The sequence below is a fragment of the [Clostridium] scindens genome (assembly GCF_019597925.1).
Classification (GTDB): Bacteria; Bacillota; Clostridia; order Lachnospirales; family Lachnospiraceae; genus Clostridium_AP.
This window is the reverse complement of sequence record NZ_CP080442.1, coordinates 1,928,259-1,944,560: the sequence shown is the minus strand read 5'-3', so window position 1 is coordinate 1,944,560 and position 16,302 is coordinate 1,928,259. Positions and strand designations below refer to the sequence as shown.

General features: G+C 48.5%; 17 protein-coding genes. 2 read left to right on the top strand and 15 right to left on the bottom strand.

Going from position 1 to position 16,302, the window contains the following annotated elements:
- Positions 1-18 precede the first annotated feature (18 nt).
- A complete protein-coding gene (locus K0036_RS09370; RefSeq protein ID WP_004606168.1) occupies positions 19-195 on the bottom strand; it encodes a DUF6472 family protein in 177 nt (58 codons plus the stop codon).
- A gap of 157 nt (positions 196-352) precedes the next feature.
- Here K0036_RS09370 and K0036_RS09365 point away from each other — a divergent pair, with 157 nt between their 5' ends.
- The gene (locus K0036_RS09365) at positions 353-556 is read left to right on the top strand and encodes a helix-turn-helix transcriptional regulator (RefSeq protein ID WP_025643519.1); all 204 of its coding nucleotides are present in this window, start codon (positions 353-355) and stop codon (positions 554-556) included.
- Positions 553-987, top strand: a complete 435-nt coding sequence (locus K0036_RS09360; RefSeq protein ID WP_025643520.1) for a hypothetical protein — start codon at positions 553-555, stop codon at positions 985-987. The genes K0036_RS09365 and K0036_RS09360 overlap by 4 nt, the downstream gene beginning before the upstream one ends.
- Before the next feature lie 319 nt (positions 988-1,306).
- Here the strand turns inward: K0036_RS09360 and K0036_RS09355 are convergent, their stop codons facing one another.
- The 14 genes from K0036_RS09355 to pta form a co-directional block, all read right to left on the bottom strand.
- On the bottom strand, positions 1,307-2,503 hold the full coding sequence (locus K0036_RS09355) for an NADP-dependent isocitrate dehydrogenase (protein ID WP_025643521.1): 1,197 nt from the start codon (positions 2,501-2,503) through the stop codon (positions 1,307-1,309).
- Positions 2,504-2,525: 22 nt separating this feature from the next.
- Positions 2,526-3,179, bottom strand: coding sequence for a GntR family transcriptional regulator (locus K0036_RS09350; protein WP_004606172.1), 654 nt, complete (start codon positions 3,177-3,179; stop codon positions 2,526-2,528).
- A 16-nt stretch (positions 3,180-3,195) separates the two neighbouring features.
- Complete coding sequence (locus K0036_RS09345) at positions 3,196-4,581, bottom strand: 2-isopropylmalate synthase (RefSeq protein WP_025643522.1); 1,386 nt, start codon at positions 4,579-4,581, stop codon at positions 3,196-3,198.
- Between the two features lie 169 nt (positions 4,582-4,750).
- Complete coding sequence (locus tag K0036_RS09340) at positions 4,751-5,275, bottom strand: DUF3592 domain-containing protein (RefSeq protein ID WP_220431239.1); 525 nt, start codon at positions 5,273-5,275, stop codon at positions 4,751-4,753.
- 2 nt (positions 5,276-5,277) lie between these two features.
- A complete protein-coding gene (gene ilvA / locus K0036_RS09335; RefSeq protein ID WP_025643524.1) occupies positions 5,278-6,492 on the bottom strand; it encodes a threonine ammonia-lyase in 1,215 nt (404 codons plus the stop codon).
- A 41-nt stretch (positions 6,493-6,533) separates the two neighbouring features.
- Positions 6,534-7,478, bottom strand: coding sequence for a signal recognition particle-docking protein FtsY (gene ftsY / locus K0036_RS09330; protein WP_173693327.1), 945 nt, complete (start codon positions 7,476-7,478; stop codon positions 6,534-6,536).
- A 9-nt stretch (positions 7,479-7,487) separates the two neighbouring features.
- The gene (gene smc / locus K0036_RS09325; protein WP_220431238.1) at positions 7,488-11,048 is read right to left on the bottom strand and encodes a chromosome segregation protein SMC; all 3,561 of its coding nucleotides are present in this window, start codon (positions 11,046-11,048) and stop codon (positions 7,488-7,490) included.
- Positions 11,049-11,055: 7 nt separating this feature from the next.
- Entirely contained in the window at positions 11,056-11,751 is a 696-nt protein-coding gene (rnc, locus tag K0036_RS09320) for a ribonuclease III (protein ID WP_220431237.1), read from the bottom strand.
- A 54-nt stretch (positions 11,752-11,805) separates the two neighbouring features.
- A complete protein-coding gene (gene acpP, locus K0036_RS09315) occupies positions 11,806-12,039 on the bottom strand; it encodes an acyl carrier protein (protein ID WP_009248561.1) in 234 nt (77 codons plus the stop codon).
- 34 nt (positions 12,040-12,073) lie between these two features.
- A complete protein-coding gene (gene plsX, locus K0036_RS09310; RefSeq protein WP_025643527.1) occupies positions 12,074-13,096 on the bottom strand; it encodes a phosphate acyltransferase PlsX in 1,023 nt (340 codons plus the stop codon).
- A gap of 160 nt (positions 13,097-13,256) precedes the next feature.
- A complete protein-coding gene (gene rpmF, locus K0036_RS09305; RefSeq protein ID WP_004606185.1) occupies positions 13,257-13,436 on the bottom strand; it encodes a 50S ribosomal protein L32 in 180 nt (59 codons plus the stop codon).
- A gap of 3 nt (positions 13,437-13,439) precedes the next feature.
- Entirely contained in the window at positions 13,440-13,967 is a 528-nt protein-coding gene (locus K0036_RS09300) for a YceD family protein (protein WP_220431236.1), read from the bottom strand.
- Positions 13,968-14,033: 66 nt separating this feature from the next.
- A complete protein-coding gene (locus K0036_RS09295; RefSeq protein WP_025643529.1) occupies positions 14,034-15,224 on the bottom strand; it encodes an acetate kinase in 1,191 nt (396 codons plus the stop codon).
- A 37-nt stretch (positions 15,225-15,261) separates the two neighbouring features.
- Positions 15,262-16,263, bottom strand: coding sequence for a phosphate acetyltransferase (pta, locus tag K0036_RS09290; RefSeq protein WP_025643530.1), 1,002 nt, complete (start codon positions 16,261-16,263; stop codon positions 15,262-15,264).
- Positions 16,264-16,302 lie beyond the last annotated feature (39 nt).

Below are 16,302 nucleotides of genomic sequence, written 5' to 3'. Positions count from 1 at the left end.
TCCCCTTTTCTTTTGCATTTACATCTGGTGCCTGACAACTGCATACTCGTCCCCATAACTGTAATAGGGACAGTCATGATATGTATTGTTCACAAATTTATAGAGTTCGTCTTCATCCAGATTCATCTGGCATGTGTAGCATTCATAGTCTTCATCATATTCATAATGAGCGCAGGACTCGCAATTACTTTTCATATCCAAGTCTCCTTCCAGGAAAAAAGTATAGCACAATTTTATCTTCCACTCAACCACCTTAGCAGGAAGTTATGGAAAGCAAACTTGACATTTATATATTGCATGCTATACTGGAATTATGGAAAGTAAACTTGACATTAGATAAGGAGGGATATTCTTGAAAAACAGGCTGGAAGAAATCCGCAGAGAACACGGGCTTAAGCAGGAAGAACTGGCCGATATCCTGGAAGTCTCCAGGCAGACCATCGGCTCCCTGGAGAACGGACGGTACAATCCTTCCATCATTCTGGCTTTTAAGATCGCCCGGTATTTCCACATGAATATTGAAGATATTTTTATCTATGAGGAGGAATCAGAATGAAAGAAAAAAGAAATAAAATCATCCTGCTGGCAGCAGGCATTATCCTGTACTTCGTCTTTGGCATGCTGGATAGCATGCGAGCCTTTTCCGCTCCCATACAGACCCTATTCTCTATACTCCACTATGCCGGGATGATCTGCATGATCTTCGGAATCAACTATTTCGGCACTACCTACATCTACAAGAAGCAGGCCCAGCTGGGCCAGCCCGTGCGGGAATTAATCGAGAAAAACGACGAACGTAACATCGCCATCATCAGCCAGGCCAAAGCCAGAGCCTTTGACGTCATGCTCTACGTCATGCTGGGAATCATCTTCATCCTGATTGAGCAGCGCACGCCCCTCATCCCCATCCTCCTAAGCGCCGCCGCCCTAATCGCCATGCTCCTAACCTACGCCTACTACAAACACAAATTCAGCAAAGAAATGTAACCCCAGCGCCTCTCCTTTGCTTTATCAGAGAACGTCAGGTGCGGGAAAGAGAGATACATGGCGGTATGTCCGTAGAGCGAGCCGAAAGGAAAGTGTTAGTCGAAAAAGCCTCAAATCTAAGTATGGATATTTTGTCACAAACAAAATATCCAAGGACATCTGAGGTGAGAAATTCTTTCAGAATTTTTCGCCGAATATGTCCGGTTACTTAGATTTGAGGCTTTTTTGACTTATACTTTCCCGGCGAAGCAAGTGGGATTTACCGCCGTGTATCTCCCTTTCCCGCAACGTCCGTCCTCGAAAAAACAAATTAAGCCACTTAAAGTCTCTCCCCGATAGCCTTAATAAACTCCTCGCTATTTAGCACCGTAGGATTCTCAATCGTAGTGATCAAGGCCAGATCCTTCGTCATCTTTCCGGATTCGATGGTATCAATGGTCGCCTTCTCCAGCCTGTCGGCAAATTCCATCAGTTCAGAATTACCGTCTAATTCGCCTCTTTTCCTGAGCGCTCCGGTCCATGCAAAGATGGTAGCCACAGAGTTGGTGGACGTCTCCTCGCCCTTCAAATGCTTATAGTAATGGCGCTGCACGGTTCCATGAGCAGCCTCGTACTCATAATAGCCGTCCGGCGACACCAGTACGGAAGTCATCATGGCAAGAGAGCCGAACGCAGAAGAAACCATGTCGCTCATCACATCCCCGTCATAGTTCTTGCATGCCCAGATATATCCGCCTTCCGACTTCATAACGCGGGCAACCGCATCGTCGATCAGGGTATAGAAGTATACGATGCCTGCCGATTTGAACTTCTCATCATATTCCGCGTCATAGATTTCCTGGAAAATGTCCTTGAACGTATGGTCATACTTCTTGGAGATCGTGTCTTTTGTCGCAAACCACAGATCCTGCTTCGTATCCAGGGCATAGTTAAAGCAGCTTCTTGCAAAACTTGCGATGGACTGGCTCACATTATGCATTCCCTGCACGATTCCCTCGCCCGTAAAATTATGTACCAGTTCCTTCGTCTGAGTGCCATCCTCAGCCGTATAGACCAGTTCTACCTTGCCGGCCCCCGGGATCTTCATCTCAGAGCCTTTATATACATCGCCGTATGCGTGTCTGGCAATGGTGATCGGCTTCTTCCAGTTTTTCACGCACGGCTCGATTCCCTTTACCACGATTGGCGCGCGGAATACGGTTCCATCCAGGATCGCGCGGATGGTGCCGTTGGGGCTTTTCCACATTTCCTTCAGGTCATACTCGGTCATGCGTGCCGCATTGGGAGTAATAGTCGCGCATTTTACCGCGACCTTGTATTTTTTCGTCGCATTGGCGGCATCCACCGTAACCTGATCGTTGGTCTCATTCCTGTACTCCAGTCCCAAATCATAATATTCCGTATTCAGTTCGATAAAAGGCTCCAGAAGATTCTCTTTTATCATCTTCCAGAGGATCCTGGTCATCTCGTCGCCGTCCATCTCGACAATTGGTGTTGTCATCTTAATCTTTGCCATCTTGCATACTCTCCTTCTATTGTTAGTTTTCCATATGAAGATTTTCCATTACCTTCATGATGTGCTGATTTGCCAGCCACTCTGCCTTATCGGGATCCTTATCCTTGATCGCCTTTAAGATGTCCCTGTGCTCTTCTATGGAGCGCTCGGCCCTGTCTTTGGCCCCTACGGACATCATCCTTGCCATCTGGACATATTTATGGAAATCGGATAATACGTGTTCCAGTATACGACTATTAGAGGCTTCGTACAAGACTTTATGGAACTTTCCATCCAGTTCCGACACCTGTTCGGCCTGCTCGGCACTCTTTTTGCGCAGGTGGAATTCTGACAGAAGAATGATCTCTTCCAGTTCTTCGATCTGCCTGCCTGTGATGTGTTCCGTCGCCCATCTGGCACAAAGCCCTTCCAAAAGAGAACGGATCTTGTAGATGTCATGCACATCCTGAGGGGTAATTCCCGTGACGTAGGCTCCCTTGTTCGGTACAATCGTCACCAGTCCTTCCAGTTCCAGCTGCCGCAGTGCTTCTCTGACCGGAGTCCTGCTTACGCCCAGTTCTTCTCCAATACTTACTTCCCGCAGTTCGTCATGCTCTTTGTAGACGCCTGTCAGGATATCCTCTCTGATTTTTTGAAATACTCTTCCACGCAATGAGTGGTCATGATACTCTTCCATTCCTACATCTCCCCAATTAGATTATGCCTAATTCCTGGCATGTCTCATGAATGACTTTCAGCAGTTCCTCATCCGTCAGCGATGTCACGCGGCCGCTCTCGTACTCTGCATCAACCCACTCTTTGACCTTCTTCACCAGTTCGGAATTCTTGTCCACAGCCTTTTCTTCCGGCAGCTTGAAGTAGGTATTGATCCAGTGGGCAATTCCCGCAAGCCCGGAAGTATTGGACACAGCCACCATCGGGGGCCGGTTCAGGAACTTATCTGTATCAAATATATTATATATTTCTTCATTTTTCAATAGACCGTCCGCATGGATTCCTGCTTTCGTCACATTAAAGTTCTTTCCTACAAACGGTGTCTGGGCAGGAACTTTATATCCAATCTCTTTTTCGTAATATTCCGCCAGTTCCGTGATCACCCGCGTATCCATGCCGTCCAGGGTTCCTCTTATCTGCGCATATTCAAATACCATGGCCTCAAGAGGCGTGTTTCCTGTCCGCTCTCCAATGCCGAACAAGGAGCAATTGATTCCGGATGCTCCGTACAGCCATGCTGTCGTGGAATTGCTCACTGCTTTATAAAAGTCATTATGTCCATGGAATTCGATCAATTCGCTGGGAACGCCTGCATGTATCCTCAGTCCGTAGATGATTCCCGGGATAGACCTTGGAATCACCGCTCCCGGATAATTCACTCCATAGCCCATCGTATCGCAGACACGGATCTTCACGGGAATCTTATACTCGTTCATCAGATTCATCAATTCCAGGCAGAAGGGGATTACGAAACCATAGATATCTGCCCTGGTGATGTCTTCCAGATGGCATCTCGGGCTGATCCCCGTCTCCAGGCATTCCCTGACGACGGACAGGTAATGGTTCATGGCCTCCAGCCTGGTCATCTTCATCTTGAAGAAGATATGATAATCCGAACAGCTGACCAGAATGCCCGTTTCCTTAAGTCCAATGTCTTTTACCAATTGGAAATCCTTCTTGCTTGCTCTGATCCAGCTGGTAATCTCAGGAAAATCATAGCCTTTTTCCATACATTTATAAACGGCATCGCGGTCCTTTTTACTATACAGGAAGAACTCGCACTGGCGGATCTTCCCATTCGGGCCTCCAAGACGGTGGAGATAATCGTAGATCTCCACGATCTGCTTCGTGCTGTAAGGCGCTCTGGACTGCTGTCCGTCACGGAAAGTCGTATCCGTGATCCAGATCTCGTCCGGCATGCTGTGAGGCACTATACGGTCATTGAACGCGATCTTGGGGATCTCGTCATAGTGGAAAAGGTTGCGGAAGATGTTGGGTTTTTCAACATCCACCAAGGGGTACATATGCTCTTCCAGCTGCAGCAGGTTCGAATGTTTATCCAGATACACTTTCCTATCTTCCATTTTCTTTCTCTCTCCTTTATAGGTATTATGTTTTAGTAAAGTATGAAACTTAATATGTATAATTGTATACAATTATACACCATTTGTCAATATCTGGATGAAAAAAATAGCATCCAGCCCATTTTCATGGATTGAATGCTATTTTATATTCCCGCATGAAGGCGGCAATCTATGATGCAATGAAAAAAGCGATTATAAAGGAAAGTATCATAAGCCCGATGCCGGCGCCAGCAAAAACGCGTGTTTCTGCCGGCGGCTGTGCCGGTATTTTTTCGGCGTGGGCTTCTTGGGGCCGCAGAGGATTGTAATAGACGTTAATGCTGCTTCCTATCGGCCATAGGTCTTGCGCCATCTGCCTTATATTCGTCACGGCGCTCCTGGGAATATACAGATAATCCTTTTCCGTCACGTATGCGCCACTATCTTCGTATAGTTTCCCTGGGGATATCCTGGTCTTCGTGATGATTCCTCGAAACTTCCGGGCCACCGTGTACATCTGCCCCTCTACTTCGTATTCTATCATAGGATTCACCCGTCCGTCGCCACGATATCGATGCCTGATCACCCGCCCGGCTGTCATCTTTGTACAATGACGGATCTTGCTTTTTTGGGCCGCCGCTATCCCGATTCCGATCACCAGCAGCAAGGCTCCCAGACCGCCTATGATAAGAATCGCTAAATTCTCAGGCGTCATTTTTAATAAAGCTTAGCGCCGATTTCGCGAGGACGGAATCCTTCATCTTCCAGCGCTTTCATAATCTCATGCTTATGCTCGGTTCCAAACGCCTCCATCGTAATACGCAGTTCCACAGCCGCATTACGGTTGGTACTTACAAACTGGTTATGATCCAGCTTGATGACGTTGCCCTGGGCATTGGCTATTGTTGCCGCAACTCTCACCAGTTCGCCCGGCTTATCCGGAAGCAGTACGGATACGGAGAAGATCCTGTCTCTCTGGATCAGGCCATGCTGAACGATGGAAGACATGGTAATCACATCCATGTTGCCGCCGCTTAGTACGGACACTGCCTTCTTTCCCTTCAGATCCAGCTGCTTTAACGCCGCAACCGTAAGAAGCCCTGAATTCTCTACGATCATCTTATGGTTCTCTACCATATCAAGGAAAGCGCCGATCAGTTCATCATCTTCCACCGTCAGAATACGGTCAATGTTCTCCTGGGCGTATGGGAAGATGGTTTCTCCTACGCGCTTCACTGCAGTTCCGTCTGCGATCGTGTTGGCGCTATCCAGCGTCACAGGCCCCCCGGCCTTGATGGCCGCCGTCATGCTGGCTGCCGCTGCCGGCTCCACGCCGATCACCTGGATCTTTGGATTCAGCATCTTTGCCAGGGTGGATACGCCGGTTACAAGTCCGCCGCCGCCGATTGGCACCAGTATGTAATCCACCGTAGGAAGCTCCTGCACGATCTCCATAGCGATGGTTCCCTGGCCGGTCGCGATATCCAGGTCGTCAAACGGATGCACGAATGTATAGCCGTTCTCCTCTGCCAGCTGGATTGCATGCGCGCAGGCATCATCATAGACATCGCCATGAAGCACGACATCTGCCCCGTAACTCTTAGTACGGTTTACTTTAATCAGAGGCGTGATCGTCGGCATGACGATGGTCGCCTTGCATCCAAACTTCTGGGCAGCGTATGCCACGCCCTGGGCATGGTTGCCTGCGGATGCGGTAATCAGGCCCTTCTCCCGTTCTTCCTCGCTCATCGTGCTGATCTTGTAATATGCGCCGCGCACCTTGTATGCTCCGGTATACTGCATATTCTCTGGCTTCAGGTATACTTTTCCGCCGGACTGGCTGCTTAAATATTCGCTGTAGACCAGTTTTGTAGGGTTGGTTACCTTTTTTACGATTTCGCTTGCCTGTTCAAATTTGTCCAATGTTAACATTGCAATTCCCTCTCTTTCTCTCTTAGTTTGGTTGGTTTACATTACTCTATGCTTGTCTGAAAAAGTGCATTGACAAAAGTGTCTGCATCAAATTTCTGTAAATCTTCGATGGTCTCGCCTACGCCGATATATTTTACCGGAATTCCCAGTTCCGCCTGTATGGCAACCGCAATTCCTCCTTTGGCCGTTCCGTCCATCTTCGTCAGTATGATTCCCGTAATATCTGCAACTTCATTGAATTCCCTGGCCTGCTGCAGGGCATTCTGTCCTGTGGTAGCATCCAGCACCACCAGGGTCTCCCGGAAGGCCTCCGGATATTCCCGGTCAATGATACGGTTCATCTTCTTCAACTCTTCCATCAGGTTCTTCTTATTGTGGAGCCGTCCCGCCGTATCACAAAGCAGCACGTCCGCATGCCTTGCCTTAGCGGCCGCCACCGCGTCGTAGACTACGGATGCCGGATCTGACCCTTCCTGTCCTCCGATCAAGTCTGCCTGGGCCCGGCTGGCCCACTCCTTTAACTGTTCTCCCGCAGCGGCGCGGAAGGTGTCTGCCGCCGCCAGGACTACCTTCTTATTCTGCGCCCGCAATTTTCCTGCCAGTTTGCCAATGGTGGTGGTCTTGCCCACGCCATTGACGCCGATGACCATCACTACGGATGTCTGATCTTCAAATTCGTAGGCTGTCTCTCCTACATCCATCTGCTCCTTGATGCTGTCGATCAAAAGCTGCCTGCACTGGGATGGCTCTTTAATATGCTGTTCTTTTACCTTAGCCTTCAAGTCTTCCAGGATATCATAGGTAGCCGTAACTCCCAGATCTCCCATAATCAGCACTTCTTCCAGTTCCTCATAAAAATCATCGTCAATATGGGAAAAGCCGCTGAAAATGCTGTCGATGCCTGATACGATATTATCCCTGGTCTTTCCGAGGCCAGACACCAGGCGCTTGAAAAAACCCATGCTTTCTTTCTGTTCTTCTGCCATATAGTCCTCCTATTGATCTAATTCGTCTTCCAGCAGGCTTACCGATACCAGCGTAGATACGCCTTTCTCCTGCATGGTGATTCCATATAGCCTGTCGGCCGCCGTCATGGTTCCCCTCCTGTGGGTGATGACAATAAACTGTGTATTTTTCGTCAATTTATGCAGATACTGGGCAAACCTTCCTACATTGTTGTCATCCAGCGCCGCCTCGATCTCGTCCAGAAGACAGAACGGGGACGGCTTCAGGTTCTGGATCGCAAAAAGCAGGGCAATGGCTGTCAGGGCCTTCTCGCCGCCGGAGAGCTGCATCATGTTCTGCAGCTTCTTTCCCGGAGGCTGGGCAATGATCCGTATGCCCGCTTCCAGTATATCCTCGTCTTCCATCAGTTCCAGCGTTCCTTTTCCGCCTCCAAACAGCTCCTTGAATACGGTATCAAATTCTTTCGCGATCAGCTGGAATTGCTCCTGGAACTGTTTGCGCATTGCTATATCCAGTTCTTCGATAATCTGCTCCAGGGTAGCCTCTGCCTCCACCAGGTCATCATGCTGGCCTTTCAGGAATTCATAGCGGTCCGATACGTTTTTATATTCTTCAATCGCATTGACGTTGACGTTTCCAAGTCCTCTGATCTCGCTTTTAAGTTCCTGGATGCGCTTCTTCATCTTTGATAAGTCTGTAAGGTTTGTATCCCGCAGTTCTCTTGCGCGGTTAAATGTGATCTCATATTCTTCCCACATGTAATTGATCTGCTTCTCCGAGGCGGCCTCGTAGCCTTCCTTCTGGCTGTCCAGACGGAAAATTTCCTTGTCAAGGTCTGACATATGCTTTGACAGGTCTTCCCGTTTCTGCAGGAATACTTTGTGCTTTTGATTCAAGTCCTCCCGTTCCTGCTTAAACTTTTCAATCTCCATCTGAATCTCGGCAAACAGATCCTTAGAATCCTCAATCGTCTGCCGCAGATCCGCAATCTGGCTTTCTTTATCCTCAATCTCTTTGGATGTCCCGCCTTTGCTTTCTTCCAGTCCTGCAAGTTCTGACTGGAACTTTTCAATCTCATCCCTGATACGCGAGGTATTCTCCATCACAAACGTGAACTTCTGCTCCAGGCTTGCAAATTCCAGATGAATCGCCTCATTGCTCTTAAGCTTACCGGCCTCCTCCTCGTGTACTGCATCCAGGACTTCCTGCTCTGCTTCAATCTGCCGGGTCAGTTCCTGTTCCAGCGTCTCGGATGTATCCAGTTCTACATTGATGGATTCCTGGTTATCTATGATATCCGTAATCTGCGCATCCAGCTCATCTGCTTCCTTCTGCGCTGTCTCGGACATCTCTTTGGCATTCTTGATCTTTGCCATAGCCTGGTCAGCATTCATCTTAGCCGTATTCTGAATGACATAGTCTCTCTGCAACTTGCCGCTGATCTCATCGATCTTCTCATAATATCCGGCTCGTTCCTTCCTCAGGCTTTCCGAGGAGGCTTCCATCTCATCCATTTCCCGCTTCAGCTGCTTCACCGTCTTTTCAAATTCTTCAATCTCCCGCCGCCTGCTAAGCAGGTTGCTGGAGTTCTTGAATGCGCCTCCGGTCATGGAGCCTCCCGGATTGATCAGCTCGCCTTCCAGGGTCACGATCCTCAGAGACTGCTTGTACTTCTTGGCAATGGACGTTCCATGGTCGATGTGATCTACCACCAGCGTCCTTCCAAGCAGATAGTCTGACAGGGTCTGATATCTGGCATCCACTTTGACAAGCGTATTGGCTGTTCCAATAACGCCTGGCTCTTTTAACGCCTCCGGTCTGCTGATACCGCCGTTTGCGCGGATGCTGGTAAGAGGCAGGAAGGTGGCGCGTCCATACTTGTTCTTCTTTAAGTACTGGATCATCCTTTTTGCCGTCTCCTCATCCGAAGTGACGATGTTCTGGATATTTCCTCCAAGCGCCGTCTCCACGGCGATCTCATAGTCCTTGTCTACTTTGATAATATCTGCTACGACGCCTAATAGCCCAGGCTCCTTGTCTTTGTTATCCATTACCCGCCGGATGCTGTTGCCATATCCGTCATAACGCTCCGTAATATTCTTCAGGGATTCCAGCCTTGACTGTTCCCTGTGGTACGCGGTCTGCCCAATGCGGAACTGTTCTGTCTGCCTGGCAAGCAAGGCTTGCAGTTCCTGGATCTTCGCTTCATGCTTGCTATTCTCCTCAGACAGGACGATGATCTCAGCAGATACTTCCTTTAACTCCTTTTGAAATCCTTCCAGGCGCTCTTCCTGCTCCTGAATCTCGCTCCTGGCTTCTATCATCTGCTGGGTCGTCCTTGCTTTTCTCACCTGGATCTGTTCCAGCATCGTGTCATACCGCTGGATCTTCGCCTTGGTTGAGGCGCGGCTATTCAGCAGTTCGATAATATCGCCCTTATTCTTTTCAACGGAGGCCGTAATGGTGGCGATCCTGGTCTGTACCTCGATCAGTTCGGCCTTGGCCTGCTCTTTTAACTTCGTCTTCTCTTCCAGCTGGGCATGGATCGCATCCTGCTCGGCCTCCAGTTCTTTCAACTGCTTCTCCCGGATGTCAATCTCGGAGTCAATGGTCCTTGCACGCTGGTCGTAGTGGGCGTCATTCATGCGGGCGCTGTGGATCTGCTCTTTGAGCAGCTCGATCTGGTTCTCCAGCTGCTGCTTGAGCATGGTGGTCTCGCTCAGCTGGCTTTTTGCCTTCTCTATAGAGGCGTCAATGCTATCCACCTGCTCCTCTACCGCCTCATATTCTGTCTTCATGTCCTCATACTGCTGGCTGGCTGCTTCCAGCTCGCTTCTGGTAACAGTAAGTTTCCCGTCAATCTGGCTGATCTGGTCCTGTATGCGGTCCGTCTCCAGCAGGAACATGTTAATATCGTAAGTCTTTAATTGTTCTTTCTTCTTCAGGTATTCCCTGGCTGTCTCTGCCTGGCGCTCCAGCGGTCCAACCTGCTTTTCCAGTTCCGCCAGTATGTCGTTGACACGCAGAAGATTCTGGCGTTCCTCCTCCAGCTTCTTTACCGACATGTTCTTGCGCCGCTTGAATTTGACGATGCCTGCGGCTTCATCAAAGAGTTCCCGTCGTTCTTCGGGTTTGCCGCTTAAGATCTTATCGATCTGTCCCTGGCCGATGATGGAATATCCTTCCTTACCGATTCCAGTATCATAGAACAGTTCATTTACATCTTTGAGACGGCAGGCGCTTCCATTGATCAGATATTCGCTCTCCCCTGACCGGTACAGCTTGCGCGCCACCGTGACTTCCTCAAAATCGATGGGAAGCTGATGGTCGCTATTATCCAGGGTGATCGCAACCGACGCATAACTGAGCGGCTTGCGGTTTTCAGTCCCTGAAAAGATGACGTCCTGCATGCTTCCGCCCCGAAGCTGCTTGATGCGCTGTTCTCCCAGCACCCATCTCACAGCATCGGCGACATTGCTCTTCCCGCTTCCGTTAGGGCCTACAATCCCGGTAATACCATTATGAAAATCAAATTTTATCTTATGCGCAAAAGACTTGAATCCTTGCACCTCTATACTTTTTAGATACATTCTTCACCTACTTTATGTTCTTCTCATGCAGTTTCAGGATGCTTTGGTAGGCGGCCTCCTGCTCCGCGGCCTTCTTGGTACGGCCCTTTCCAAGACCATACTCCTCTTCCCCGATGCAGACCATTACATGGAAAGATTTATCGTGATCCGGACCTTCTTCCCTCACCAGCCGATAGGAAATCGCCTCTTTAAAGTTTGCCTGGACGATCTCCTGCAGGATAGTCTTGCTATCAAAAAAGAGTTTCTTATCCTCCAGGTCCTGCAGAATAAACCGATGTATAAACTCTTTTGCACTAGCAAAACCACCATCAATATATATGGCTCCAATCAGCGCCTCCATCGCATCCGATGTGATAGACTCCCTCTTCCTTCCGCCGGTAGCCTCTTCTCCCTTTCCAAGCAGCAAGTACTCTCCTAATGACAGTTCTCTGGCGCAGAAAGCCAGCGCCGGCTCGCAGACCATGCTTGCCCTCGTCTTGGTCAGTTCTCCTTCCGGCATCTTCTCATGCTCATAGAACAAGAATTCGCTGGAAACCAGTTCCAGTACCGCATCTCCCAAAAACTCCAGCCTTTCGTTGCACTCGTATTTGGGGAGGTGCTTCTCATTTGCATAGGAACTGTGAAGCATGGCCCTTTTCAACAGCTGCAAATCCTTGAATGTATATCCGATCTTCTTCTCTAATTCTTTCAATTCCTGATTCATAATCTTCCCCATAAAATGAAAAAGCCCTACCGGGCTTTTTCATCCTCTAAATGCCTAGTTATTTGTTGCGTTTTTAATCTGTTCGACAGCGTCGCCTACCGTCATGATCTTCTCAGCATCCTCGTTGTCGATCTCAATATCAAATGTCTCTTCTATTCCCATAATAATCTGGAAGATATCCAGGGAGTCCGCTCCCAGATCATCTACAAATGTAGTCTCCATCGTAATATCATCCGTCTCGACGTTCAGCACGTCCGCGATGATTTCCTGCAATTTTTCAAATTCCATACCAATTCTCCTTTTCTCATACATAGTGTCGTATTTATTCAACGGATGTCCCATCCGATTGAATACATTCCTTAATCTTTTCGTTAATCTTCTGTCTTTTGAAGGTTACGCACTGGGCCAGCGTATTGCTTACCTCTTTTGCCATTGCGCTTCCATGCGTCTTCACTACAAGACCGTTCAGTCCAAGAAGCGGTGCTCCGCCATACTCGCTGGCATCGAAAGTCTTTAGCGTTGCCTTAAGCGCCGGCTTGATCAGCAGGGCGCCTATCTTGCTGCGAAGGGTTGTCATCATCCCTTCTTTGACCTTCTGGATCAGCACTGCGCCTACGCCTTCATATAACTTCAGTATGATATTTCCTGCAAAAGCCTCGCAGACTACCACATCCGCCTGCCCGTGAGGAATCTCTCTTGCCTCCACGCTTCCGATGAAATGAATTCCTTTTTCTTCTTTCAAAAGCGGAAATGTCTCCTTTACCAAGGCATTTCCCTTTTCTTCTTCTGCTCCGATATTGACAATCCCTACCCTGGGGTTCTGAATGCCTAGCACGTGTTCCATATAGATGGATCCCATCTTGGCAAACTGGACCAGATGGGACGGGCGCGCATCCACATTGGCTCCGCAGTCAATCAGCAGCGTCACGCCCTTCTCTGTCGGGATCAGCGGTGCGAGAGGCGGACGCTCCACGCCCTTGATCCTTCCTACTAATACCTGGCCGCCAACCAGGATCGCGCCGGAACTTCCGGCAGATACAAAGGCATCAGCCCTGCCTTCCTTTACCATCTTCATTCCTACCACGATGGAGGAATCTTTCTTCCTGCGGATGGCATTTACCGGAGGTTCTGCCGTCTCAATCACTTCGGTAGCGTTCACCACCTCGATCTGTTCTTTATTATATTGATAATTTGCAAGTTCTTTTTGAATAACGTCTTCCCGTCCAACCAGGAATACCTTCATTAAAGGTTCCTTTGCTATGGCGTCTATAGCCCCTTTTATCATTTCTGCCGGGGCATTGTCCCCGCCCATAGCATCCAGTGCTATGTTTGTAATATCAGACATTTCTATTCCTCCTAGCATTGCTAGGATTAATTCTACTAGACATTATTATAAAAATCAATGATTTTATAAAGAAAATAGGAACTGACAGGCAGCACTGCCGAAAAATGCCAAAAAATGCCCCGAACAGACAGCGCCTGTTCGGGGCATTTTGCCTTCCTCATTAGTCCTGAGGAATGATTTCTTTTTTGTTGTATGAGCCACAAGCCTTGCAGACTCTGTGAGGCATCATTAATTCGCCGCATTTGCTGCATTTTACCAGGTTTGGAGCACTCATCTTCCAGTTTGCTCTTCTTTTGTCTCTTCTTGCTTTGGAAGATTTATTCTTTGGACAAATTGACATAGGTTACACCTCCTTAAAATTCTTAAATAAATCGCGGATAACTGACATTCTAGGGTCCAGGCCCGTATCTTCGCAGTTACAGGTACCTTCATTCAGGTTCTGACCACATACATTGCAAATCCCTTTACAGTCTTCGCTACACAGAATTTTTGTCGGCCACCCTACTAATAACTCGTTGTAAACTAACTGGTCTACGTCAAAGTTATATCCGTCAATATAATTGGTTTCGTCTAGTTCTTCCATCCGCTCCACATTCTCCGGGTCCAGGCATACCTTTCTCTTAAAATCAAGAGGTATGTCCACTTCCACATCTGCAAGGCAGCGGTCACAGGGAATCGTCACGCGGACGTCGCCCTTTCCTGCTATCTTAAGTTCCTGATCGCCTGCATATTCGATACACAGGGCCAAAGGAGACTTCCAAATGATGGGAAACGTTCCTGCTTCTGACTGGAAACTTGTCATCTCCATAGGAACGGACTCTTCAATTGTGCTATGTTGTTCGGACAGAACATTGGATAGGTCTAATATCATAACTAATACTCCTATTCACACCTAGACTATTATATCATGTAGAATGATTTTGTCAACACCAATCTTCTAAACTAATGCAACTGTTTCCCGTGCAATTGCCAATTCCTCATTTGTAGGAATTACCATTACCTGTACTTTTGAATCTGGCGTGGAGATGGTGACTTCTTCTCCGCGTGAATCATTAGCTGCTTCATCCAGCTGGATTCCAAGGTATCCAAGATAACTCATGATATCCGCGCGAACCGGGCCAGAATTCTCGCCAACGCCGGCGGTAAACGCGATCACGTCTACTCCGTTCATGGCTGCCGCATAGCTTCCTACATATTTTGCAACGCGGTAGGCAAATACTTTCAGCGCGATGGCTGCCGGCTTGTTGCCTTCGCTTGCAGCTGCATCCAGATCACGGAAGTCGCTGGAAAGGTTATTGGAAAGTCCATATACTCCGGACTTTTTGTTGAGCATGTTCATCAGACCCGCAATATCAAGATTCTCTTTCTTAGCGATGAACTCTAAGATGGCCGGGTCAATATCTCCGGAACGGGTTCCCATTACCAGGCCTTCCAAAGGCGTAAGGCCCATGGATGTATCTACGGATTTGCCATTCTTTACAGCACAGATGCTGGCACCGTTTCCAAGGTGGCATACGATCGTCTTTAACTGGTCATACGGCTTTCCGGCAAGTTCCGCCGCTCTCTTGGATACGAAACTGTGGCTTGTCCCATGGAAGCCGTAGCGTCTTACCTTGTATTTCTCATAGTATTCGTAAGGAAGTCCGTACATATACGCTTCCTCCGGCATTGTCTGATGGAAGGCCGTATCAAATACCGCTACCATCGGCGTGCCTGGCATTAATTTCTGGCAAGCATTGATTCCAATCAGGTTTGCTGGGTTGTGAAGCGGAGCCAGGTCATTGCACTCTTCGATCGCTTTCATAACCTCGTCCGTGATTACTACAGAACTTGCGAACTTCTCTCCGCCGTGTACCACGCGGTGTCCGACTGCCCCAATCTCGTCAAGACTTTTTACAACCCCTGTCTTATCGTCCGTCAAAGCGTCGATCACGAACTGGATTGCTTCTGTGTGGGTCGGCATAGCCTTATCCGTCTTTGTCTTCTCCCCGCCCTGCGGCTGGTAAGTAAGACTTCCGTCGATTCCGATTCTCTCGCAGAGTCCCTTTGCGAGAACTTCTTCAGAATCGGAGTTGATCAGCTGGAACTTTAAAGATGAACTTCCACAGTTAATAACTAATACATTCATTTGTTCTATACCTCTCTTTTATTATTTTCCGTTCTATTTACTCTTCTGCCATTGCCTGAACAGCCGTAATCGCAACTACGCCTTCGATATCCTTTGCGCTGCATCCGCGTGACAGGTCATTGACAGGCGCTGCGATTCCCTGTGTCAGAGGTCCGTACGCTTCTGCCTTTGCAAGTCTTTGTACCAGCTTGTATCCGATATTTCCGGCATCCAGATCCGGGAACACGAGTACGTTGGCCTTTCCTGCTACCGGGCTTCCCGGAGCCTTGGACGCTCCTACGGATGGAACGATGGCTGCATCCAGCTGGAATTCTCCGTCTATAAGAAGTCCTTCTGGCGCATTTTCCTTTGCGATACGTGTAGCCTCTACGACTTTGTCAACATCCGCATGCTTTGCGCTTCCCTTTGTAGAATGGGAAAGCAGAGCGACTACCGGATCTTTCTCTGTCAGCAGCCTGAATGACTCTGCGGAAGAAAGCGCGATGGCTGCCAGTTTCTCTGGATCTGGGTTCTGCTCCAGTCCGCAGTCTGCAAAGACGAATGTTCCGTCTGCGCCCATATCGCAGTCCGGCACTACCATGATGAAAAATGCAGATACCAGCTTGGTTCCCGGCTTCGTCTTCAGGATCTGAAGGCATGGCCTTAAGGTATCTGCTGTCGAGTGGCATGCTCCGGATACCATTCCGTCAGCATCCTTCATCTTAACCATCATGACTCCATAATACAGGTAGTTGGTAAGCAGCAGTTCTCTTGCCTGCTCCTCTGTCATTCCCTTCTTCTGTCTGAGTTCTACCAGTTTCGCGATGTATGCATCCGTTTTTTCATATGTTGCAGGGTCTACAATCGTTGCTCCGGTAATATCGAAAGAACCTTTGTTCTTAGCGATCTCTTCTTCGCTTCCGATCAGAATCAGGTTGGCGGTTCCCTCTTTCAGTACTGCTTCAGCAGCTTCATAAGTCCTGATGTCTTCTGTCTCTGGAAGTACGATTGTCTTTTTGCTCGTTTTTGCTTTTGCTTTGATTTCATCTATAAATCCCATGATTGATAGACTCCTTTCCATTCCATATTTTCTCAGTAT

Bases quoted from the DNA above. Each gene is read 5' to 3' on its own strand.
- K0036_RS09370 (WP_004606168.1), bottom strand. From the start codon at position 195: ATGAAAAGTAATTGCGAGTCCTGCGCTCATTATGAATATGATGAAGAC.
- K0036_RS09360 (WP_025643520.1), top strand. From the start codon at position 553: ATGAAAGAAAAAAGAAATAAAATCATCCTGCTGGCAGCAGGCATTATC.
- K0036_RS09355 (WP_025643521.1), bottom strand. From the start codon at position 2,503: ATGGCAAAGATTAAGATGACAACACCAATTGTCGAGATGGACGGCGAC.
- K0036_RS09350 (WP_004606172.1), bottom strand. From the start codon at position 3,179: ATGGAAGAGTATCATGACCACTCATTGCGTGGAAGAGTATTTCAAAAA.
- K0036_RS09345 (WP_025643522.1), bottom strand. From the start codon at position 4,581: ATGGAAGATAGGAAAGTGTATCTGGATAAACATTCGAACCTGCTGCAG.
- K0036_RS09340 (WP_220431239.1), bottom strand. From the start codon at position 5,275: ATGACGCCTGAGAATTTAGCGATTCTTATCATAGGCGGTCTGGGAGCC.
- ilvA (WP_025643524.1), bottom strand. From the start codon at position 6,492: ATGTTAACATTGGACAAATTTGAACAGGCAAGCGAAATCGTAAAAAAG.
- ftsY (WP_173693327.1), bottom strand. From the start codon at position 7,478: ATGGCAGAAGAACAGAAAGAAAGCATGGGTTTTTTCAAGCGCCTGGTG.
- smc (WP_220431238.1), bottom strand. From the start codon at position 11,048: ATGTATCTAAAAAGTATAGAGGTGCAAGGATTCAAGTCTTTTGCGCAT.
- rnc (WP_220431237.1), bottom strand. From the start codon at position 11,751: ATGAATCAGGAATTGAAAGAATTAGAGAAGAAGATCGGATATACATTC.
- acpP (WP_009248561.1), bottom strand. From the start codon at position 12,039: ATGGAATTTGAAAAATTGCAGGAAATCATCGCGGACGTGCTGAACGTC.
- plsX (WP_025643527.1), bottom strand. From the start codon at position 13,096: ATGTCTGATATTACAAACATAGCACTGGATGCTATGGGCGGGGACAAT.
- rpmF (WP_004606185.1), bottom strand. From the start codon at position 13,436: ATGTCAATTTGTCCAAAGAATAAATCTTCCAAAGCAAGAAGAGACAAA.
- K0036_RS09300 (WP_220431236.1), bottom strand. From the start codon at position 13,967: ATGATATTAGACCTATCCAATGTTCTGTCCGAACAACATAGCACAATT.
- K0036_RS09295 (WP_025643529.1), bottom strand. From the start codon at position 15,224: ATGAATGTATTAGTTATTAACTGTGGAAGTTCATCTTTAAAGTTCCAG.
- pta (WP_025643530.1), bottom strand. From the start codon at position 16,263: ATGGGATTTATAGATGAAATCAAAGCAAAAGCAAAAACGAGCAAAAAG.